This window comes from Desulfoprunum sp., from assembly GCF_053613775.1.
Genome location: NZ_JBSHXH010000002.1, coordinates 100809 through 121354, shown reverse-complemented (window position 1 = coordinate 121354; position 20546 = coordinate 100809). Strand labels below are relative to the sequence as shown.

The 20546-nt window shown below is 64.8% G+C and carries 18 protein-coding genes; 9 read left to right on the top strand and 9 right to left on the bottom strand.

All coding sequences use genetic code 11. The features are described 5' to 3' along the window. Positions 1-16: 16 nt before the first annotated feature. The 3 genes from lpdA to ACWGKN_RS02245 all read left to right on the top strand — a co-directional run bounded on the left by lpdA (position 17) and on the right by ACWGKN_RS02245 (position 3425). Positions 17-1453, top strand: coding sequence for a dihydrolipoyl dehydrogenase (gene lpdA / locus ACWGKN_RS02255; RefSeq protein WP_052159643.1), 1437 nt, complete (start codon positions 17-19; stop codon positions 1451-1453). Between the two features lie 368 nt (positions 1454-1821). Then, on the top strand, positions 1822-2355 hold the full coding sequence (locus tag ACWGKN_RS02250; protein ID WP_452094599.1) for a helix-turn-helix domain-containing protein: 534 nt from the start codon (positions 1822-1824) through the stop codon (positions 2353-2355). 143 nt (positions 2356-2498) lie between these two features. Continuing rightward, positions 2499-3425: a DMT family transporter gene (locus ACWGKN_RS02245; RefSeq protein WP_452094598.1), complete on the top strand. Its 927-nt coding sequence runs from the start codon at positions 2499-2501 to the stop codon at positions 3423-3425. A 42-nt stretch (positions 3426-3467) separates the two neighbouring features. On the opposite strand, the gene ACWGKN_RS02240 is transcribed toward ACWGKN_RS02245, so the two are convergent. The 8 genes from ACWGKN_RS02240 to ACWGKN_RS02205 form a co-directional block, all read right to left on the bottom strand. Then, the gene (locus ACWGKN_RS02240; protein ID WP_452094597.1) at positions 3468-4547 is read right to left on the bottom strand and encodes an SLC13 family permease; all 1080 of its coding nucleotides are present in this window, start codon (positions 4545-4547) and stop codon (positions 3468-3470) included. Continuing rightward, positions 4538-5128, bottom strand: coding sequence for an SLC13 family permease (locus ACWGKN_RS02235; protein WP_452094596.1), 591 nt, complete (start codon positions 5126-5128; stop codon positions 4538-4540). Before ACWGKN_RS02235 ends, ACWGKN_RS02240 begins: the two co-directional genes overlap by 10 nt. 195 nt (positions 5129-5323) lie before the next feature. Further along, positions 5324-5950: a LysE family translocator gene (locus tag ACWGKN_RS02230; protein ID WP_035226540.1), complete on the bottom strand. Its 627-nt coding sequence runs from the start codon at positions 5948-5950 to the stop codon at positions 5324-5326. 78 nt (positions 5951-6028) lie between these two features. Further along, entirely contained in the window at positions 6029-7921 is a 1893-nt protein-coding gene (locus tag ACWGKN_RS02225; RefSeq protein ID WP_035226537.1) for a transketolase C-terminal domain-containing protein, read from the bottom strand. Positions 7922-8098: 177 nt separating this feature from the next. After that, positions 8099-8725 carry a uracil phosphoribosyltransferase gene (gene upp, locus ACWGKN_RS02220; RefSeq protein ID WP_452094595.1) on the bottom strand — a complete coding sequence of 209 codons (627 nt, stop codon included), beginning with the start codon at positions 8723-8725 and terminating at the stop codon, positions 8099-8101. 214 nt (positions 8726-8939) lie between these two features. Beyond that, complete coding sequence (locus tag ACWGKN_RS02215; protein ID WP_035226533.1) at positions 8940-9836, bottom strand: DMT family transporter; 897 nt, start codon at positions 9834-9836, stop codon at positions 8940-8942. 128 nt (positions 9837-9964) lie between these two features. Further along, a complete protein-coding gene (locus tag ACWGKN_RS02210) occupies positions 9965-11287 on the bottom strand; it encodes an MDR family MFS transporter (RefSeq protein WP_452094594.1) in 1323 nt (440 codons plus the stop codon). Between the two features lie 87 nt (positions 11288-11374). Continuing rightward, positions 11375-12214 carry an HlyD family secretion protein gene (locus tag ACWGKN_RS02205; RefSeq protein ID WP_052159641.1) on the bottom strand — a complete coding sequence of 280 codons (840 nt, stop codon included), beginning with the start codon at positions 12212-12214 and terminating at the stop codon, positions 11375-11377. Between the two features lie 380 nt (positions 12215-12594). Here ACWGKN_RS02205 and ACWGKN_RS02200 point away from each other — a divergent pair, with 380 nt between their 5' ends. After that, positions 12595-13158: an acyloxyacyl hydrolase gene (locus tag ACWGKN_RS02200; protein ID WP_452094593.1), complete on the top strand. Its 564-nt coding sequence runs from the start codon at positions 12595-12597 to the stop codon at positions 13156-13158. Here the strand turns inward: ACWGKN_RS02200 and ACWGKN_RS02195 are convergent. Then, positions 13146-14483, bottom strand: coding sequence for a tetratricopeptide repeat protein (locus ACWGKN_RS02195; protein ID WP_424256201.1), 1338 nt, complete (start codon positions 14481-14483; stop codon positions 13146-13148). The two genes, ACWGKN_RS02200 and ACWGKN_RS02195, sit on opposite strands and share 13 nt — an antisense overlap. Positions 14484-15180: 697 nt before the next feature. On the opposite strand from ACWGKN_RS02195, the gene ACWGKN_RS02190 reads away from it, so the two are divergent. The 5 genes from ACWGKN_RS02190 to nuoB all read left to right on the top strand — a co-directional run bounded on the left by ACWGKN_RS02190 (position 15181) and on the right by nuoB (position 20544). Continuing rightward, positions 15181-16101, top strand: a complete 921-nt coding sequence (locus ACWGKN_RS02190; RefSeq protein ID WP_035226529.1) for a respiratory chain complex I subunit 1 family protein — start codon at positions 15181-15183, stop codon at positions 16099-16101. 4 nt (positions 16102-16105) lie between these two features. Beyond that, positions 16106-16744, top strand: a complete 639-nt coding sequence (locus ACWGKN_RS02185; RefSeq protein ID WP_452094592.1) for a hydrogenase — start codon at positions 16106-16108, stop codon at positions 16742-16744. A 1-nt stretch (position 16745) separates the two neighbouring features. After that, on the top strand, positions 16746-18176 hold the full coding sequence (locus ACWGKN_RS02180; RefSeq protein ID WP_035226524.1) for a proton-conducting transporter transmembrane domain-containing protein: 1431 nt from the start codon (positions 16746-16748) through the stop codon (positions 18174-18176). Next, positions 18173-19705, top strand: coding sequence for an NADH-quinone oxidoreductase subunit D-related protein (locus ACWGKN_RS02175; protein WP_452094591.1), 1533 nt, complete (start codon positions 18173-18175; stop codon positions 19703-19705). The genes ACWGKN_RS02180 and ACWGKN_RS02175 overlap by 4 nt, the downstream gene beginning before the upstream one ends. An 80-nt stretch (positions 19706-19785) precedes the next feature. Then, a complete protein-coding gene (gene nuoB, locus ACWGKN_RS02170; protein WP_452094590.1) occupies positions 19786-20544 on the top strand; it encodes an NADH-quinone oxidoreductase subunit NuoB in 759 nt (252 codons plus the stop codon). The last annotated feature ends 2 nt before the right edge of the window (positions 20545-20546 follow it).

Here is a 20546-nt window from a genome sequence, read left to right as displayed (position 1 = left end):
TCAACGGAGACAAGCCATGGTCATGGGTGAAATGGAACTGACCTGCGAGGTCCTGGTCATCGGCAGCGGCCCGGCCGGCTACGCCGCCGCCTTTCGGGCCGCCGACCTGGGCCTCGATGTGACCCTGGTCGACCCCCGGCCCAAGCCGGGCGGGGTCTGCCTCTTTGAAGGCTGCATCCCCTCGAAGACCGGTCTGCACCTGGCCGAACTGATCTTCGACGCCCGCCAGGCGGCGGCGATGGGACTCCATTACGACCCGCCGCGGCTCGAACTGGCCGAGGTCCGGAGCTGGAAACAGCAGGTGATCGACACGATGGCCGACGGCCTCGTTCATCTTGGCGCCAGGCGCGGCGTCCAGCTGATCAAAGGGCGGGCCCAATTCGAAAGCTCCACCACTGTCCGCCTGGAACAGGCTGAAGTCCGCCGCATCCGCTTCCGCCACGCCATCATCGCCACCGGCTCCCAACCCCTCGCCTTCCCCGGCACCGACTTCCGCCCGGGGGGGCGGATCATCGATTCATCCCGGGCCCTGGCCCTGGCCGACATCCCGGCATCGCTCCTGGTCATCGGCGGCGGTTACGTCGGTCTCGAACTGGGCTCGCTCTATGCCGCCTTCGGCAGCCGGGTGGAGGTCGTCGAGGTCGGGGATCGCCTGCTGGCCGGGATCGACCACGATCTGGTCGAACCGCTGCAGCGCCGGCTGACCGGGTTGTTCGCCGCCATCCACCTCAACACCAGGGTCCTGGCGCTGACGGAGAAAGACGACGGGGTCGAGGTCCAGCTGCAGGGCGCGGCCGGCGGAATGGAACCGCGCGTCGTCGACCGGGTCCTGGTGGCGATCGGCCGGCAGCCGAACACCGGCGATCTCGGACTGGACAAGACGGCGGTGCACCTCGGCGGGCGGGGCAGCATCACCGTCAACACGCAGCAGCAGACGGCCGATCCGCATATCTTCGCCGCCGGCGACGTCACCGGCGGCATCCAGCTGGCCCATAAGGCCACCCGGGAAGGGCGGGTGGCCGCCGAGGTCATCGCCGGAAAAAACTCCAGTTACGACGTCAGGGCCATCCCCGCCGTGGTTTACACCGATCCCCAGATCGCCTGGTGCGGGCTGACCGAAGAACAGGCCGGAAAACAGGGGATGGCGGTGGCGGTACAGAAATTCCCCTGGAAATACTCGGGCCGGGCCCAGACCATGGCCGCCGCCGACGGGTTCACCAAACTGATCGTCAACCCCGGGGATGGCCGGATCCTCGGGGTCGGCGTCGTCGGCCGCAATGCCGAAAGTTTGATTGCCGAAGGGGTGCTGGCAATCGAGATGGGGGCATTGGCGGAGGATATGGCCCTGACCCTGCACCCCCATCCGACCCTGTCGGAGACGGAGGCCGAAGCGGCGGAGATTTTCATCGGCAATCCAATCCTTACCCTGCCGAAGCATCGCGGGGACCGTTGACGATTGTCACGGAGAGGCATTCGTCCGCCCCGGGCGGCAGGGCACGAACCGATCCCGGCCCTTGTCATCATCCCCTTCGCCTCCAGCATCGTTGCGCATCTCCATTTTCGGGACAATCCATTCCCCGAGGTTGCACGATCGTCGAGAAAGGGATAATTTCGGGCCGTCGGCATTGGGGCAATATAGGCCGGCACCCCTGCCGGTCGGGGGGACATTCTCCGCACCATATATGGAACGGCCTCGACGATCGCCGCCATCCCCGCTATCGACCGTCACGATGGGGGAACAGTGCCTGACACTGACAGGCAATCCACGGAAGGAGGGGCCTGCGTGGCCTCCATTCTCATAACACTGGACACAGCGAACACATGGACAAACAACTACCGGCCGGCATGCCCCGGTTCTGGAGAGATCCGGCCATCGCCGATGACCATATCGTCTGGGGCCATCTGCTTCACTTCAGTTCCCTGTTACAGAACAGCAGCGGCAATGCCGGCGACAGGGAAGAGGCGATGTATGCCTCCCTGTCCGCCCTGCTCATCCGTCTCGGTGAATGCCGCCCCCGAACCGATACGGCGCGGCAGCCGGCTGCCGTCCGCCTGGCCGAAGAATATCTCCGGACCAACATCGAGGAGACGGTTACCCTTGAAACCCTGGCGAACCTGACCGGCCTCAGCCCCTGGCATTTCCTCCGCCTGTTCAAGGCGGCCAAGGGGCTGCCGCCCCACGCCTTTCAGACCCAGCTCCGCATCAACCTGGCCAGGCAACTCCTCCGCGAAGGCGATGAGATCGCCGATGTCGCCTACCGCACCGGCTTCAGCGACCAGTGTCACTTCAGCCGCAAGTTCAGGCAGTTTACCGGCGCCACCTCGGGACAGTACCGGGCGGCCCAGGGTTTTTAATTCCGCCGGCTATCGCCCGGGCCCCTGAAAACCACCGCAAGAACGTGCAAGAAAAGGTTCCGCCCCTGTGTTAGACTCGGGTCTGTTTCCAGGTCGGCACCCATCCGTCGATCCTCGCACCCGATCCTCAACCAGGATACACCATGCCCCGTCACAGTCCGATTATCACCTACCTGGCCCTGGCCCTGGCCGTTGTCTTCTGGGGCTTTTCCTTTGTCGCCACCAAGATCGCCCTGCAGGGCTTCACCCCCTTCACCCTGGTCTTCCTCCGCTTCGCCGCGGCCTCGATCTTCTTCCTGCTGCTCCTCAGGCAATACCGCCTGCCCCGGCTGACGATTCGGCAGAAAGGCCAGCTGGCAGTGCTGGCGATCTTCCAGCCCGGACTCTACTTCGCCTTCGAAACCATCGGCCTGCAGTACACCTCGGCCACCACGACCTCGCTGATCATCGCCACCATCCCGGTCACCGTCCTCATCCTGTCGATGATCTTTCTCAAGGAACGCCTGCGCCCGGTCAATGCGCTGGGAGTCGCCATCTCGCTGGTCGGGGTCTCCCTGCTGATCTTCGGCGGCAATGATGCCGGCGGTCAGGGGGGCTCGCTGTTCGGCGACCTGCTGATCTTCGGGGCGGTCTTCTCCGCCGCGATCTATATGATCATCACCCGTCGCCTCGGCCAGTCCATCCCGCCGCTGCAGATCACCGCCATGCAGATCATCTTCGGCGCCGCGATCTTTTTCCCGCTTTTCCTCCGGGATCTACCGCGGATGCAGTGGCATACAATTCCCGCCGACTCCTTCATCGCCCTCGTCGCCCTCACCCTGTTCGCCACCATCGGCGCCTTTTTCTGCTACAATTACGCCCTCAGCCGGATCACGGCGGCGCGGGCGGCGGTCTGCATCAACGCCATTCCCCTGGTCACCACCTTCGGCGCGTGGCTGCTCCTCGGCGAGCAGCTCTCACCGCTGCAGGGGGCAGGCGGAATAGTCGTCCTCGGCGCGGTCTATCTCGCCAATTACCAGCCGAAACCCCCTGAACGGGTCATGGAAGCGGTCGTCCTGGAACAGGAATAACGGCGCTCGCCGGAAAGATTCCGCAGCGGCCGGAAACGGCTGCTACAGATAGATCAGCGGCAATAGAAACGAGAAGGCAAGCCACATCAGCACCACCAGCGGCAGGCCGACCCTGAGGAAATCGCTGAAGGCATATTCCCCGGCGTTCATGATCAGCAGGTTGGTCTTGTAGGCCATCGGGGTGGCGAAGCTCATGTTGGCGGCAAAGAGAACGGCAAGGACATATGCCTCCGGCGCCTGGCCGGTCTGGCCGGCGATGGAAATGGCGATGGGCGTGCCGATGACGGCCGCGGCATTGTTGGAGATGATATTGGTGAAAAAGGCCACCAGCAGCATGAGGCCGCTGATGACCAGGGCCGGCGATGCATCACCGGACACTGCCACGAACAGACTCCCGAGGTATGCCGCCCCGCCGGTGTCAACCATCGCCTTCCCCAGGGCCAGGCTCGTCACCACGATCATTACAGCCTGGGCGTTGAGCGCCCTCGTGGCGTCGCGCCAGCTCAGGCAGCCGCTGACAATCATCGGCAGCACGCCGCAGACGGCACTGACGGCGATCGGCAGGATGCCGAAGGCCGCGGTCAGGATGATGCCCTTCATGATGAACATGGCCGTTGGCGCCTTCCTGGTAAACGGCAGGTCGATGGTGGCATCGAGGACCAGCATGTCCGTGCTGCGCTTCAATTCCGCTATCTGGTCGCGCGGGCCCTGCACCAGCAGAATATCTCCGGTTACCAGTTGAATGTCTCCGATCTTCTCGTGAAAACGCTCGAGATGCCTGCCCGGGCGGTGGATAGCCAGGGTGATCAAGCCGTACCGGTCGGCGAAACGATAGCTGGCCAGCGTCGCCCCCTGCAATGGAGATCCCTGGATCACCACAACCTCGGCAATCTGCTGATCGGCAGCCTGGAGAGGATTATCCTCGTCAACCGGGCTCTGCCCCGATCCGACCGGGTACAGGGTTCCGGCCAGAATTTTCTCGTATTCTTTCAGCCGCGTCGGTGTATCGCGGAGAACAAGCCGGTCGCCGGCCCGCAGCGTCACATCCGGTAATGGCACGATCATATTGCCCTGCCCCCTTTCCACCGCCTCCACCTTCATGGCCCCGTCAGTCAGCCGCAATAGTCGAACATCCCGATCTTCGCCACTCCCATGTCCGCGGCGATGGACACGACCAGCAGGTTGGTCGAGGTCCCGATGGTAGTGGTCATCCCTCCCAGCAGCGTCGAAAAGCCCATGGGCATCAGGACCGCCGAGGCCGGAGCACCTGTCCTCGCCGAAACGCTGATCAGCACCGGCAGCAGCAGCACGACGACCGGGACATTATTGATAAAGGCACTGAGGAAGGCGCCGAAGAGCAGGGTGAGCAGAAACGAGGCCCGGGGGGATGTTTTCCACATTCGTGCGAGAATTCTTCCCACCGGTTCCAGCGCCCCGGTGCGCATCACGGCCTGACCGGCGATCATCAGCGCACAGACGGCGACCAGCGCCTCGTTGCCGAAACCGTGGAAGAAATCAACGGCATGAATGGCTCTGCCACCGGCAGAAAAGGGGAAAATCTCGAACCCCACCGCCAGGATGACCAGAATCACCAGGCTGGAAGTTTCCAGGGATATTTTGCTGCGACTGAAGAGCATCAGGGCGGTGGCGGTCAACACCAGCACTCCGGTGGCGTGCGGATTTGGGGGGAGGAGGATGTTCATCGATCCGGCTGGCTGGCCATGGTTCTTTCAGGAGAGGCTCACAGGCGACAGAAAATCTGCCGACCGGCCCGTTCGTCCACTCTGACTGCGTTCCGGCCAGGAGAAGACTCGGCTCCACCGCCCGGTGACCCTGCGGCGGATGGCGCGCGGGCGACAGCTCCCTCAGGGTGGGGCAGTGATCAATTGACCGGGTCCTTAGCGTTCGGTCAATGCCAGTTTGACCGCGAGCCCCGCGAAGACACTGCCGGCCAGCCAGTTCAGCAGCCTTTTCGCCCTCGCCGATTCGCGGAAACGGTCGCCGCAGGCCCCGGCGAACAGACTGATACCGCCGAAGATCAGGATGGTGGCGGCAATGAACAGGGCGCCGAGCACCACGATCTGCGGCACCAGCGGACCATATACAGGATCGGCGAACTGGGGCAGGAAGGCGAGGAAAAAAATCGAAACCTTGGGGTTGGTGACGTTCATGATGATCCCGCGCCGGTACAGCCTGGCAAAGGGCAGATCGACGGCCCGGGATTCGCCGCCGTCTTCGCCGCCGGCCCGGAATGCCCCCCAGGCAAGCCAGAGCAGATAGGCCGCACCGATATATTTGAGCAGGTTGAAGGCCAGGGCCGATGCGGTGAACACCGCCGCCAGACCCAATGCCACGGCGGTGGTGTGGACCAGCAGGCCGGTGCACAGCCCCAGTGTCACCGCCAGGCCGGCGATCCGGCCGCGCTGGGCGGCCTGGACCATGACGAAGAGGTTATCCGGTCCCGGAGCCAGGGCCAGCAGGATGGAGGAGGAGAAAAAGAGCAGCAGGGCGTCGACGGGCGGCATGGCGTGTATCCTGATTGCAGCAGCTCCAGGGCCATAGCCCTGGAGCTGCTGCGGATGCTGTTGGCAGATGACGGGAGATCAGCCCCCGACCAGGGTTTTGATCCGGTTCTTGATGTCGGCAACGGCCAGGCCCTGATGGGGCAGCTGTTCATCGAGACCGCCGTGACCGATCCGGCTGGTGCCCATCGCCGCATATTTCGGGGCGAAACCCTTTTCCAGGAGCCAGGTGCCGTAGCGGATTCCGAGGCCGGTCTTGGTGTTCTGGCTCTCGACAATCAGCGCGAACGGGCTGGATCCGACGGTCGCCAGCATCGCCTCGTCGCGGACGTTCAGGGTGGTCTTGTTGATCAGGCCGACGTCGATCCCTTCGGCCCGCAGATGCTCCACCGCGTCAAGGCAGCGGTAGAGCATCTCGCCGTAGCTGACGACATAGCCTGCCGTTCCCCGGCGGACAATCTCGTCGCGGCCGGGGGTGAAGACATAGCCCTCGCCGTAGAATTTCTCCCCCTGTTCATCGAGGATGAATGGGGTGGCGGAACGGGTCGAGAAGACGAAGCGCAGGCCGGGGTCGTTGAAGACCGTCTTCAGCACTGCCTTCAGCTGCAGGGCGTCGGCCGGGAAGTAGAGCCGGGTCAGGTCGCCCTCGGCCAGGGCATTGTCGGCGAAGAAGTTGTTGATGCCGAAGTGGCAGGTGTTGTCGGCCATGTCGTCGACCCCCGAGTGGGAGAAATGGGCGAGGACGTTGGCATTGTTGAGCCGGGACATGGTGATCTCGGAGACCACCATCTCGAGGAAGGCCGCGAAGGTGCCGAAGATTCCCTGTCGCCCCGGCTCCGAGCCGAAACCGGCGGCCACCGAGAAGTTGTTGCGCTCCATGATGCCGGCGTGGACATAGACCTCGGGATACTTCTTGCGGATATGGTGCAGACCGCAGGAACCTTCGAGATCCGAATCGACGACGATGACCTTCCTGGTGATGTCGCCCATCCCCGACAGGATTTCGCAGACGATCTTGCCGAAATCGTCGCGGTTCTTGGCGGTCTCCGGGGTGCTGCCCAGATAGCCGGTCTTGGTCTTCGGCGCGGCGTAGTCCTGCAGCAGCGCCACCGCCTCGGTATAGCCGCGGGCCTGGAGGTAGTCGACGGCGAGGTTGACCGGGATGACATCGTGCCCCTTCGGCAGACCTTCGATGCCCGGCACCCCGACCGCCATCAGCCGCTTGTTGACCACCGCCGCCGGTCCGTCGGCATTGAGGGCCCGGCTGATCCTGGCGAACAGGGCGTCGATATCCTCGCCGTCGCCCACGTCCACCGTCAGGCCATGGCCGGCCAGGGTCTTCATCACGTCGTAGCCACGCATGTATTTGCTGGGATGACCGGCAATGGTGACGTCGTTGTCGTCGATGAACAGCTTGACCCTGAGATTGCGGGCCACGGCATAGCGGGCGGCCTCGGCGTCGTCGCCTTCCATCTGCGAACCGTCGCTGCCGAACATCACCAGGATCTTCGCCGGGTCGGCCTCGGCGACCCCGTTGACGTAGCTCCACAGGTGCCCCAGCCGGCCGGAGGAGAAGAAGACGCCGCGGGCGTCATCGCGCTCCGGATGCCCATAGTAGCCATGGCCGTATTCCCGGTAATGGAGCAGCGATTCCGCGTCTCGGTAGCCGTTCAGCACCGCCATCATGTACTGGATCGCCACCCGGTGCCCGGCCTCGTCGAAATAGACCGGGTGGATCTCCGGGTTGCCCTTCATGAAGGCATCGATGATCAGCAGTTCCGGCACGATATCGAAGGCGCCGCCGGTATGGCCGCCCAGTCCCTTGACGTTGGCGTAGGCGGTGAAGAAGATCAGGCTGTCGCGGACGACCCTGATATTGTTCTGCAGGGTCAGGCGTTCGCCGTCGGACAGGGTGGTCTGCGACAGCGGGAAACGCTGCGGGGTGAACTGTTTCAGATCGATGGGGAAGGACATATCTCAACCTCCGGGGCAAGGGTTCAGGATTATTTCAGGATTACAATTGATATGACTCTATTCAACGCCGGTGGACGGCCGGCCGGTCAAACTCCGGCAACAGGGCAGGCAATCAGGATTCCTCCCGCTGCCGCAGGTCAGGGCGCACGCGTGGGTGGTTCGCGATCGCCGCGGACCTCACTTGGTGCCGAAAATCTTGTCACCGGCATCGCCGAGCCCGGGGAGGATATAGCCGACCTCGTTGAGCCGCTCGTCGACCGCCGCCACATAGATATCGACATCGGGATGGGCCTCGGTGATCCGCTTCAGTCCCTCCGGCGCCGCCACCAGGAACAGCCCCCGGATATTGCGGCAGCCCCTCCTCTTCAGGGTCTCGATGGTCGCCAGCAGGGTGCCGCCGGTGGCCAGCATCGGATCGAGGATCAGGGCGACCCGCTCTTCGAGATCGCTTGCCGTCTTGACGTAGTATTCGACCGGCTGCAGGGTCTCCTCGTCGCGGTAATAGCCGACAACGCTGATCTTGGCCGACGGGATCATGTCGATGACCCCGTTCATCATCCCCAGTCCGGCCCGCAGGATCGGGACGATGGTGATCTTCTTGCCCTTGATCTCCTCGACCTCGACCGGCCCGGCCCAGCCCTGGATGGTCTTTTTCTGGGTCTGGAGGTCCTTGGTGGCCTCGTAGGTCAGGAGGCGGGCCACCTCGGAGGCCAGGTCGCGAAAATCCTTGGTGGAAACGTCGTGCCGCCGCATGAGGCCGAGTTTGTGTTTGACGAGGGGATGATCGGCAACATGGATGGTCATGGTCGAGCCTCCTGCGGAAGATATGGGTGGGATGCACGGAAAGGGAAACGGCCGTGGTCGCGGTACGGCCGGGGGAGACCGGACACCTGGAACCGCCGTTCCGTTGCCGGGCCGCTGCAGGCGGACTGCCGCCGGCGGCACCTCCCACGGTTGCGCATGGTACTCTCTGATAAAAAAATTACCGGAAAAAAGCAAGGTCTTTTGCGGCCGGCGATCAACTCAACGGCCGCGATTTTCCTAGCGTTGGCAGCAGCTCGACGGCAAGGATACAGCAGAGGATCAGACCGGCCCCGGCAATCCTGACCGCGGCCAGGCGCTCGTCGAGGAAGATGAACCCGGCGAGGGCGGCGAAGACCGTCTCCGAACTGAGGATGATGGCGGCATCGGCCGCCGGGGTGAAACGCTGTCCCACCACCTGCAGGGTGAAGGCCATGCCCACCGAGAAGACGCCGACATAGCAGATGCCGTAGAAGGCGCCGAGAAAGTCCGCCATGGCCGGCTGCTCCACCAGGCCGCCGACGACAAGGCCGGTCAGGCCGCAGACGAGGAACTGGCTGACGGCGACGACCAGCGGCGCCCGGGTCCGCGAGGCCATGATGCCGACGAGGATGACGTGCACCGCCCAGAACAGGGTGCTGGAGATGACCCACAGATCGCCGAGGCGGAAATTGAGCCCCTGGGCCCCGCTCATGATATAGGTGCCGGCGAGGCAGCCGCAGGAGGCCGGCCACACCGACCAGTGGACCCGTCGCTGAAGAAAGAGCCGGCCGATGATCGGCACCAGCGGCACATAGACGGCGGTGAGGAAGCCGGCGTTGGCCACCGAGGTCCGCAGGATGCCGTGCTGCTGCAGCACGGCGGCGGTACAGAGCACCAGCCCGGTGACGGTCAGGCCGACCCAGTCACGGCGCTGAAACGGCCGCTCCTCCCTCGCCACCCGCCGGAACTGGCGCAGGGCAAAGGGCAGGACGACGAGGGCGCCGAGCAGGAAGCGGGCGCCGGTGAAGGAGATGGTGCCGAGATTGCCGGTACCGATCTGCTGGACGACAAAGGCGCTGCCCCAGATGATCGCCGCGAGGGTCAGGAGGAGATTGGCCTGGACTCGGCTCATGATGGCACCACCGGAAGAGAGGGTTGATCGGAAGGGTAACGATTGCGGGCCCACTATACCGGGAGCGGCGGATTTTTCAAAGGATCGGGCGGAATTTTTTCCTGCCGGCGCCACCGGCGGCGGGCGGCCTACTTCCCGGGCCGCTCTTCAGCTGCTGGCCGCAGGACCGCCACGAGGGGGATGGTGAGGACAAAGAGGAGGCTGACAAAGACGTACACCCGGTTGTAGGAAAGCATATAGGCCTGCTGGTCGACAAATCTGGCCAGCAGGCCGAGGGCCTGGGACTTGGCCGACACCGCATCGGCCCCCCGGCCGGCCAGGTACCGCTGCAGCTGCTCGAGCCATACGGCACTGGTGCCGTCGAGGGCGGCGACATACTCCATCAGATACGTCCTGTTGGTGATATAGCCACGGGTCAGCAGGGTGGCGGACAGGGCGATGCCGAAGCTGCCGCAGACCTGGCGGATGACGTTGTAGAGTCCGGAGGCGGCGGTCATCTGCGCCCTGTCGAGGTTGCCCATTGCCGCGGTGCTGGCGGCGACGAAGGCCAGTCCCAGCCCGAAGCCCTGGAAGATCATCGGCACCAACAGGGAGGCCGGATTGGTGTTGAGGGACGGACTGGTCATCTGCCAGAAGGCGGCGGCACTGACGGCGAGCCCTGCAACAATCAGCGGTCGGGGACCGATGCTGTTGTACAGCCTGCCCCCGAGCGGCATCGCCACGGCCATCGCCAGCGCCCGCGGCATGATCACCAGGCCGACGACGGCGATCGCCGCCAGGCCGACGATGAAGTCGGAATTGAACCAGTCCTTGTCCTGTCCCTGCTCCAGCATCAGCTGCAGCGCCCCCAGCCCCGCAACCATGAAGGCCAGTCCGGGCCAGTCGATCTTTTGCCGTTCCCGCACCAGATAGGGGGGGTCCTCCAGGTAGCGGAGAATCATGAACAGGTTGACGATGCCGAAGGGGATATTGATGTAGAAGATCCACGGCCAGGAATAGTGGTCGCTGAGCCAGCCGCCCAGCGTCGGCCCGAAGGCCGGGCCGAGGATGACGCCGAGGCCGAAGATGCCCATGGCCATCCCCTGCTCCTCGGGCTCGAAGCTCTCACGGAGGATCGCCTGGGACAGCGGGGTGATCGCCCCGCCGCCGATCCCCTGCAGGACCCGGGCCAGGATCAGCAGATCGAGGCTGCGGGCCAGGCCGCAGAGCACCGAGGAGACCGTGAACAGCAATACCGAGACGAAGTAGAACCGCCGGCGGCCGAAACGGGCGCTGAGCAGGGCGATGATCGGCATGATGATGACATTGGCGAGGATGAAGCCGGTGGAGACCCGGGCGATTTCCTCGATCGACGCCCCGAGACCGCCCCGCATGTACGGCAGAGCGACATTGACGATGCTGGTGTCGATGGCGTTCATCATCGTCCCCAGCATGACGGTGGCCGTCACCATCCATTTCCTGCGGGCCGAGATCCTCCTCACGCCAGTGACCCGCCCGCCGGGAACGCCGTCAGCGCCATTCGACGCTCCCCCGCCATCTCACACCCCCCACCGGGGCCCGGAACGCTTGTCGATCATGATCGTCGGGGCGACACTCGTTCCGACCTTCGGCATATGGCCGTCCCGGCCGGTGGAGGTGGCGTCCCGGTCGATGAGGATCTTTACCGAAATCCGCTGCACCACCTTGACGAAGTTGCCGGAGGCGTTCTCCGGCGACAGCAGGGCGAAGGCCGATCCGGTCCCGGCCATCAGGCTGTCGACATGCCCGTGGAAGGTCCTGCCGGGGTACATGTCGACCCTGAACTCGACGGCCTGGCCGGCCTTGACGCCGGCCAGCTGGATTTCCTTGTAGTTGGCGATGATCCGGATATCGTCGAGATTGACGATGCTCATCAGCGGCTGGCCGGGCTGGACATAGTTGCCGACCTCGACGCTCCTCCTGGTCACATAGCCGTCCTCCGGGGCGACGATGCCGGTATGGGCGAGACTGGGCTCGACCTGGGCCAGCTGCGCCTGCCGCAGGGCGACACGGGCATCCCCGCCGCCATTCCGGCCAAGTCCGAGAGCGGCCTCGGCCGATCGCAGTTTCTGCCGGGCCTCGGCCACCCGGGCGTCGGCCACCCGTTTCTCCGTCTCCAGCTGGTCGAGCTGCTCCTTCGGAATGGCCTTGGTCGTAGAGAGGGAGCGGCTCCGGCTCAGGTCGAGCACCACCTGCGCCAGGGCCGCCTCGGCCTGCACGACACCGGCTTTGGCGGCCTCGATCAGGGCCTGGCTGCCGCTGCCCTCGTTTCTGGCCAGGGCCAGGATGGCCCGGGCCTCGGCGACGCGGAGCCCGTAATCGTCCCGGTCGATCCTGACCAGATGATCACCCTTCTTCACCCTCTGGTTGTCCTGGACCAGGACCTCGGCGACCCTGCCGCTGACCCGCGGCGCGATCGTGTAGGCATGCCCGGCGATAAAGGCATCGTCGGTGGTGATGGGTCCTGCCGTACCCCCACCACCAGAAACCGCCGATGGCCGTGGCCGCCGTCAGCACCAGGATGATGGACGCCGTTTTCCCCAGTTTCCTTGCCATGGTCTCCCCCTTGCGGCCCGTGAGCACCCGGGCCGGCGATCAAAAAAATCTCCCGGGCAGCTGCAGGGAAGATACGACTGCCGTCATGCGCTCTCGTCTCCGACCCGGTCCACCAATCGGAGCGAGGTCCCGATCTCATCAGCGGTCAGGCCCTTGACGAGATGACGAGGCTGGGGACAACGGAATGGCTGCTGCAACTGTGGCCGGAATTTTTCATTGCCGTTCTCATAATTGTCACCACCATCTCTGTCAACATGCTCACAGCGGGGAAAGGCGACCCTGGCTGCATGAAATCCGTCTCGGCCTGCTCGATCACGATACCGGCAACCTGTGGAACGGAACCGGGCGCGAAGACGGCCTCGACCTCAATGTCGAACTGGCCTTCTCTCCTCACCTTGCCCTGTGGCATGGGCAGATCCGGCCGAACCTCGGCCTGTCGGTCAATGACCGCGGCAATACCAGTAAGATCTATGTCGGCGGCATCTGGCAGCACCTCCGGCGCAACGGCTTGATCTTCGATCTCGGGGCCGGCCTCGCGGTGCATGACGGCGAGATCGAAGATCCCCAGGCCATCGACCGCAAGCAGATGGGCAGCCGGGTCCTGGTCCGTTTCGCGGCGGAGATCGGCTATGCGCTCACGGCCCACAACCGGCTGCTGCTGCTGTTCGATCATGTCTCGAACGGCTATACGGCCGATCCCAATGAAGGCCTTGACACCGTCGGAATCCGCTACGGCTATCTGTTCTGATCCGGTCGCCGACGCAACAGGAAGAGATCTCCGTCAATCCACTCCCCCTCCTCGCGGCGGATACCGTGGCGGCGGTGCACCACGATCGTCCAGCCATGCTCTGCGGCCAACCGCTCGACATAGACCGGGGACTGGGCATAGCGACCCGACGGGCGCAACAGGTAGTCCCGTCCCTCCTCGCACCGTTCGACCGAGAACCCGAGCAGGGCCCCGGGGGTGGCGCATCGCGTAAGCGCGGCGAAAATGGGGTCGAGACAGCCGATATAGACAAAGACATCGGTGGCGATGACCAGGTCGTAGCTCTGGCTGCAGTCACCGAGCCAGACCGCAATGTCGTCGCGCTCCAACAGGTCATAGAGGTGCTTCGCCCCCGCCTGCGCCAGCATCCCCGCCGAGATGTCGATCCCATGCAGCTGGCGGACGAGGGGGCGGAAGGCCTCCCCCGCCAGGCCGGTGCCGCAGCCGAGATCGAGCATCCGCTCCGCCTGTTGCCCTTCTCCCAGGACTGCCGCCACCATCTCCTGCAGGACCTTCGGCACGGTATACTGCAGCTGTTCCGTCAGGTGGCGGTCGAAGCGTCCGGCATAGGCGTCGAAGGTCTCTTCGACATAGTCGCGCGGGGCAGTCTCGGTGGTCTCCCCGGAGAGGGCCGCCAGCATGTGGCGGGCCGGGGCATGGTCCGGCTGCACGGTCAGCAGGCGGCGCAGATGGGCGATGGCTTCGTCCCGGCGACCCAGGCAGTTATAGACGCCGGCGATATTGTAGAGGGCGTTGATCGACTCCGGCTCCAGTTCCAGGACCCGGCGGAAACAGACCAGGGCCTCGTCGTGCCGCCCCTGTCCGCCGCAGATGACCCCGAGATTGTTGAGGGCCAGAGGATAGTCGGGGATCAGTTCCAGGGCCCGGCGGATACACCCCTCCCCCTCTTCGCCCCGTCCCCGCTGCTGCAGGATCTTGCCCAGGTTGTTCAGCGCCTTGGCGTTGTGCGGATCCAGTCCCAGGGTCTTGCGGTAGCAGGACTCGGCGGCGGCGGGATCCCCTTCCTCTTCGTGGATCGCGCCGAGATTGAGGTGCAGCAGGGGGTCATCGGGGGTCTCGGCCAAGGCCTCGCGGCAGCATGCCGCCGCCTCCTGCAGGCGGCCCGTCTGCTGATAGAGCGCCGCGAGGTTGCCGAGGATACTGGGATGCCCGGGGAGCAGCCGCAGCACCCGGGCATACCTGGTCTCGGCCTCCCGGTAGTGTCCCTGCCGGTGGAGGGTCACCGCCGCGGCGAACAGTTCCTGGGGGCCGGCCCCCGCTGCATCTTCCTTCCGCTGTCTCTCCATTCCTTCCGCCCTTGCTGAGATGATTGTGTTCTGTCGACGGTGTCGCCTCCAGCCGCCCGATCCTCCACTATCCTCCATCCCCCTCAATTTTTCAATGCCGACCGACCACTGTTGCTTTTTGCATCATCACCTCTTGACATTTTACCGGGAATGGCTCATAAGACGGTCCTTGGTATAACGCTGCCAGCCATGGAAACAGCCTTCCCGCAATAGACTGCTCACATGACCGACGACGATGGTAAACCGTGAACGGGCTCTACCTCACGTAAAGATGCCATTCTCGTGGGCTCATCCCACGTCTCGCTTCGCCGACACCCTTACACCATTGCCTGTTCGATGCGGACCCCGGTCTTCCCCCCGAGGGTAAACCGGGATCAATGATCATGCCTTGATTTCGGGAGAAAGGATATCTTTCTCCCGGAGACAACACAGCATCCTAATTCGAAAGGCTGGTCCCCATGTCGCTGCTGATTGATTCCCGAGTTCCCCTCCGATGCGGATGGGCCCTCCACGTCATTTTTCGTCCACGGATTGACCGTCCTGCCCGCATCGCCCCGGGCCCTCTCCCACACCCCCGACCCCGCCAGGGTCCCGGGTCCGATGCTGCCCCGGAATCGCAATCGGGACCGACAACCGTCATCCGGCTCTCCGTCCGACACAGCCCCCTTACGTTTCCCATTGCCTGGTGGAAATTGACATGATACGCATCGTTACGGATCTTCTGTGGCATCTGTCCCTGCTCTTCGTCTGCTCGCCGCTCCTCATCGGGGTGATCGCCAAGACCAAGGCCCTGTTCGGCGGCCGCCAAGGTCCGCCGCTGCTCCAGCCGTACTTCGACATCCTCAAGCTCTTCCGCAAGGATATGCTGCTGAGCCGGACCACGACATGGCTCTTCCGATGCGGCCCGGTGCTTGGTGTCGCGGTGCCGGCGGTGGCCGCCCTCTTCGTCCCTTTCGGCAACATCGGCGCGCCCTTCGGCTTTGACGGCGATCTGATCCTGGTGACGTACCTCCTGGCACTCTCCCGCTTCGCCACCGCCACCGCCGCCCTCGACACCGGCTCTTCGTTCGAGGGCATGGGTGCGGCCCGCGAAGTCACCTTCGCCTGCCTGGTCGAACCCACCCTCTTTTTCGTGCTGATCGTCCTGACCAGCCTGACGGGTTCCTTTTCCCTCGCCGGGCTCTTCGGCTCCGCCCTGCTCCCCGGCTGGCAGACGGACGGGCCTTCGATGGTCCTGAGCCTGGTCTGCATGTTCGTCGTCGTGCTGGTGGAAAACTGCCGCATCCCCTTCGACGATCCCGCCACCCATCTCGAACTGACCATGATCCACGAGGTCATGGTCCTCGATCACAGCGGCCCCGATCTCGGCATGATTCTGTACGGGTCCGCCATGAAACTGATGCTGATGGGGGCGATGGTGGTCGGCCTGGTCCTGCCCTGCCCGCTCGGCAACCAGTTCCTCGACGCCCTGGCCTTCGGCCTCGCGATGCTGGCCCTGGCCGCCGTGATCGGGGTGATCGAGTCGGTCATGGCGCGGCTGCAGCTGCTCAGGATTCCGCAACTGCTCATCGGCACCTCGCTGCTGTCCTTTTTTTCCTTTATCCTCCTCCTGAAATGAATCCATGAAAAGTCCCGCCAATTTCCTGCTCCTGCTGGTCATCCCCCTCAATTTCTTCATCCTCGGCAGCAGCCGCCTGGGGGCCTGCATCCGCACCACGGCCCTGCAGGGCTCCATCCTGGCCTTGGTATCGCTCCTTGTCCACCCTGTCACCGCCCATACCCTGTTTCTCGCCGGTGCCGCCCTGGCCCTGAAGGGCCTTCTCATGCCCTGGCTGCTGTTCCGGGCCATCCGCCAGGTGCAGATCCGCCGGGAGATCGAGCCGCTGATCGGCTACGTGCCGACCCTGCTGCTCGGGACCCTGGCCATGGCCGGGGCCTTCATCTTCAGTGACCTGCTGCCCCTGATCGAGGCCCATCGCGGGTCGATGATCGTCTCCGTCGGGCTCGCCACCCTGGCAACCGGCTTCCTGGTGCTGGCGACCCGGCGCAAGGCCCTGACCCAGGTCCTGGGTTATCTGATCTTCGAAAACGGGGTCTTCATCTTCGGGATGCTGCTGGCCGAGGCCATGCCGGTGATCGTCGAGGCCGCGGTCCTGCTCGACCTCCTGGTGGCCGTGTTCATCATGGGGATCGTCATCAACCAGATCAGCCGGGAATTCCCGACCACCGATATGGAAAACCTGTCCTCGTTGAGGGAATGAAATGACCATCCTGCTCGTGCTTATCCCCTTCATCTCTGCCCTTGGCGCCTACCTCATGCCTTCCGACCGGCTCCGCCCCTGGCTGCTGCCGACGGCGGGCGGCCTCCATCTGGCCCTGGTGCTGCGCACGCTCGCCGTCCCCCCGCCGCTGCTGGCCGGGTCCTGGGTCGGGATCGACCCCCTGGGCCGGCTCGTCCTGCTGCTGATCTCCATACTCTTCCTGTGCTGCGGGCTCTACGGACTGAACTACCTCCATTCCCGGCTGCAGTGGGGCAACCGGATCTTCGTCTCCTGCCTCCTCCTCTTCCTCGCCGCCATGAGCCTGGCCGTGGTATCCAGGCATCTGGGGCTCCTGTGGGTGGCGGTGGAGGCCACCACCCTGGCCTCGGCCCCGCTCATCTATTACAACCGCAACCGGTTCTCGATCGAGGCGACCTGGAAGTACCTCCTCCTCTGCTCGGTCGGGATCGCCCTCGCCATGCTGGGGATCTTTTTCGTCGCCTATTCGATGCTGCCTGCCGAACGGATCAGTCTCCAGCTCGACGATCTCCTGGCCGGGGCAGGGGCCTGCTCCCGCCCCTGGCTGCGGGCGGGCTTTGTCTTCTTGCTGGTCGGTTTCGGCACCAAGGTCGGATTCGCCCCCCTCCATTCCTGGAAACCGGACGCCTACGGCGAGGCCCCGGGAATGGTCGGGGCCCTGCTTGCCGGCGGTCTGACCAGTGTCGCCTTCCTGGCACTGCTGCGCTCCATGCAGATCATGGCGGCGGCCGGTGAGATCGAGATCGCCCGCCGGGCCTTTCTCTTCATGGGTATGCTGTCCCTCCTCTTCGCCGCCCTCTTTGTCGTCAGGCAACCCGACTACAAGAGGCTCCTGGCCTACTCCAGCGTCGAGCACATGGGGATCCTGGCCATCGGCATCGGCATCGGCGGTATCGCCGTCTTCGGGGCCATGCTCCATATGGTCAACAACGCCCTCGTCAAGGGAGTCCTGTTTCTCGCCGCCGGCAATATCAACCGGCGTTTCGCCAGCAAGCGGCGGGAGGAGGTCTCCGGCGTCATAGGGATCCTGCCGGTCACGGCCATGCTCTTCATCGCCGCCTTCCTGGCCGTCACCGGATCGCCGCCATTCGGGCTTTTTGTCAGCGAGTTCAGCATCCTGCGGGAGGTGTTCGCCACCGGCCACTTCGCCCTGGGCGGCTATTTTCTGATCGTGCTGTCGGTGGTGTTCATCGGCATGGGCAGCACGATCCTGGCCGTCACCCTCGGGCCGCCGTCGGCCCGGGCCGATTCGGCCCCCTACCACGATACCGTGCTGTCGGTGGGGCCGCCGCTGATTCTGCTGCTGCTGGTCCTGGTGCTCGGCCTGTACCTGCCGGAATCGATCCGCAGTCTGGTCGCCGAGGCGGCCGGGATCGTGGAGGTGCCGCGATGAGTTATCGTCATCCGGTACTTGTCGACAACGGCGGGCAGATCCCCCTCGAGCGGATCCCGGTCCTTCACTACGATCTTTTCGCCGATAGCCTGCTGGCCGAGTACGGCCGGGGCAGCAGGGTGGCAGCCTACTTCGCCGTGCCGCACGGGGACGGAGCCGACGGCGCCCTGGAGATCTTCGCCATCATGGCCAGGGAACGGAACGGCAACTTCGCCGTCTTGCGCACAGCGATCGGCGACCGGTTCCAATCGCTCACCCCGAACTGCCTGCAGCTCCACCTCTTCGAACGCGAGATCGCCGAACAGTTCGGGGTCGTACCGGAAGGTCACCCGTGGCTGAAACCCGTCCGTTTCTGCCCCGCATGGCGACCAGGCCAGGCGGCCCGGGAGCGGGAGGCAGGCCTTAATCCTCCGCCCGGCGCCATGGACTACTACCGGGTGGAGGGCGACGGCATCCACGAGGTGGCCGTGGGGCCGGTTCATGCCGGCATCATCGAACCGGGCCATTTCCGTTTCCAGTGCCATGGCGAGAAGGTCCTGCATCTCGAGATCTCCCTCGGCTACCAGCATCGCGGCCTGGAGAAAATGCTGGTCGGAGGGCCGCATCCGGCGACCGCCAGGCAGATGGAGACCATCGCCGGGGACACCACCATCGGCCACATGACCGCCTACAGCCTGGTCATCGAGGGCCTCGTCGGCGGCGAGATCCGCCCCCGGGCCCAGACTATCCGGGCCCTGGGGCTCGAGCTGGAACGTCTGGCCAACCACGTGGGCGATATCGGCGCCCTGTCGGGGGACATCGGCTTTCTGCCCACCGCCTCCTTCTGCGGTCGACTGCGCGGCGATTATCTCAACATGACGGCGGCCCTCTGCGGCAGCCGCTTCGGCCGGGGCCTGGTGCGGCCGGGCGGGACCGGCTTCGACCTGTCGCCGCAGCTGGTCGAGCAGCTCCATGCCACCCTGGGAACGATCGAGACCGATACCCTGGGTGCCTGCCGGCTCTTCTTCGACACCCCTTCGGTGCTCAGCCGGCTCGAGGGGGTGGGGCGGCTGTCACGTTCCACCGCCGAGGACCTGGGGCTGGTCGGGGTGGCGGCCCGGGCCTGCGGCGTCCCCCGGGACAGCCGATTTTTCTTTCCGGTCGGGATCTGCCGCAAGAACTTCGACGAGATGATCACCGACGAGAAGGGCGATGTTTTCGCCCGGGCCCGGATGCGCCACAGGGAAATCGAGGTCTCGATCGACCTGGTCCGCCGCCTGCTGACCAGCCTGCCGAAAGGCGAGGCCGAAACCCCGCTGCCGCCCCTCAGACCGAATTCCCTGTGCCTGGCCATGATCGAAGGGTGGCGGGGCGAGGTGGTCCATGTGGCGATAACCGGAATAAATGGCCGCTTCCGGCGCTACAAAGTAGTCGACCCCTCGTTTCACAACTGGGTCGGTCTGGCCGTGGCGATGCGCGGGACCCAGATCTCGGACTTCCCGCTCTGCAACAAGAGCTTCAACCTGTCCTATTGCGGGTATGATCTGTGACGGCGGCTGGAACCGGTCCCGGGTGCAGGTATGCAGTACCCCAGGGCCATTGCCCGAATTGATGAACTGGAGGGAGATACATGCTGCGAGTTATTGCCGAGCGCTGGCGCCAGGGCTACCGAACAGGTAAATTTCCAGCGGTGGAGCCGGCACTGCCGGCCAGGTTCCGGGGGCTGCCGGCACTGCAGAGCGGCTGTCCCGCCGGTTGCCGGGACTGTGTCGACCGCTGCCCTTTCGGCGCCTGCACGATCGAAAACGACCGGGTCGCCATCGATCTCGGGCTCTGCCTGTTCTGCGCCGACTGCCCGGCCTGCGCCAGGGGCAACATCGGCTTTTCCGCCGAGTACCGGCTGGCGATGCGGCGGCGAGAGGCGCTGCGATGGCAGAGCGGCGCCAGCCTGCCGCCGGCGGACCCCCTGCCGCCCGACCTGCGCCGTACCCTGGGACGCTCGCTCAAGCTGCGGCAGGTATCTGCCGGCGGCTGCAACGCCTGCGAGGCGGACTGCAATGTCCTCACCACCCTGGTCTTCGACCTGGCCCGCTTCGGTGTCCAGTTCGTCGCCTCGCCGCGCCATGCCGATGGTCTGCTGGTGACCGGCGCCCTCACCGCGAACATGCGTTCGGCCCTGCTCGCCACCTACGAGGCGATGCCGACCCCGAAGATCGTCATCGCGGTCGGGGCCTGCGCCATCGGCGGCGGCCCGTTCCGCGGCTCACCCGAAACAGGGCGAGGCCTGGAGGAGCTGCTGCCGGTCGATCTCTTCATTCCCGGATGCCCGCCGCATCCTTACACCATCCTCGACGGGCTGCTGCGGCTGCTCGGCAAACGGGAGATGTGACC

Excerpts from the sequence above, each read along its gene's own strand:
- lpdA (WP_052159643.1), top strand. The coding sequence starts at position 17 with ATGGTCATGGGTGAAATGGAACTGACCTGCGAGGTCCTGGTCATCGGC.
- ACWGKN_RS02250 (WP_452094599.1), top strand. The coding sequence starts at position 1,822 with ATGGACAAACAACTACCGGCCGGCATGCCCCGGTTCTGGAGAGATCCG.
- ACWGKN_RS02245 (WP_452094598.1), top strand. The coding sequence starts at position 2,499 with ATGCCCCGTCACAGTCCGATTATCACCTACCTGGCCCTGGCCCTGGCC.
- ACWGKN_RS02235 (WP_452094596.1), bottom strand. The coding sequence starts at position 5,128 with ATGAACATCCTCCTCCCCCCAAATCCGCACGCCACCGGAGTGCTGGTG.
- ACWGKN_RS02230 (WP_035226540.1), bottom strand. The coding sequence starts at position 5,950 with ATGCCGCCCGTCGACGCCCTGCTGCTCTTTTTCTCCTCCTCCATCCTG.
- ACWGKN_RS02225 (WP_035226537.1), bottom strand. The coding sequence starts at position 7,921 with ATGTCCTTCCCCATCGATCTGAAACAGTTCACCCCGCAGCGTTTCCCG.
- upp (WP_452094595.1), bottom strand. The coding sequence starts at position 8,725 with ATGACCATCCATGTTGCCGATCATCCCCTCGTCAAACACAAACTCGGC.
- ACWGKN_RS02215 (WP_035226533.1), bottom strand. The coding sequence starts at position 9,836 with ATGAGCCGAGTCCAGGCCAATCTCCTCCTGACCCTCGCGGCGATCATC.
- ACWGKN_RS02210 (WP_452094594.1), bottom strand. The coding sequence starts at position 11,287 with ATGGTGACGGCCACCGTCATGCTGGGGACGATGATGAACGCCATCGAC.
- ACWGKN_RS02200 (WP_452094593.1), top strand. The coding sequence starts at position 12,595 with ATGGCTGCTGCAACTGTGGCCGGAATTTTTCATTGCCGTTCTCATAAT.
- ACWGKN_RS02195 (WP_424256201.1), bottom strand. The coding sequence starts at position 14,483 with ATGGAGAGACAGCGGAAGGAAGATGCAGCGGGGGCCGGCCCCCAGGAA.
- ACWGKN_RS02190 (WP_035226529.1), top strand. The coding sequence starts at position 15,181 with ATGATACGCATCGTTACGGATCTTCTGTGGCATCTGTCCCTGCTCTTC.
- ACWGKN_RS02185 (WP_452094592.1), top strand. The coding sequence starts at position 16,106 with ATGAAAAGTCCCGCCAATTTCCTGCTCCTGCTGGTCATCCCCCTCAAT.
- ACWGKN_RS02180 (WP_035226524.1), top strand. The coding sequence starts at position 16,746 with ATGACCATCCTGCTCGTGCTTATCCCCTTCATCTCTGCCCTTGGCGCC.
- ACWGKN_RS02175 (WP_452094591.1), top strand. The coding sequence starts at position 18,173 with ATGAGTTATCGTCATCCGGTACTTGTCGACAACGGCGGGCAGATCCCC.
- nuoB (WP_452094590.1), top strand. The coding sequence starts at position 19,786 with ATGCTGCGAGTTATTGCCGAGCGCTGGCGCCAGGGCTACCGAACAGGT.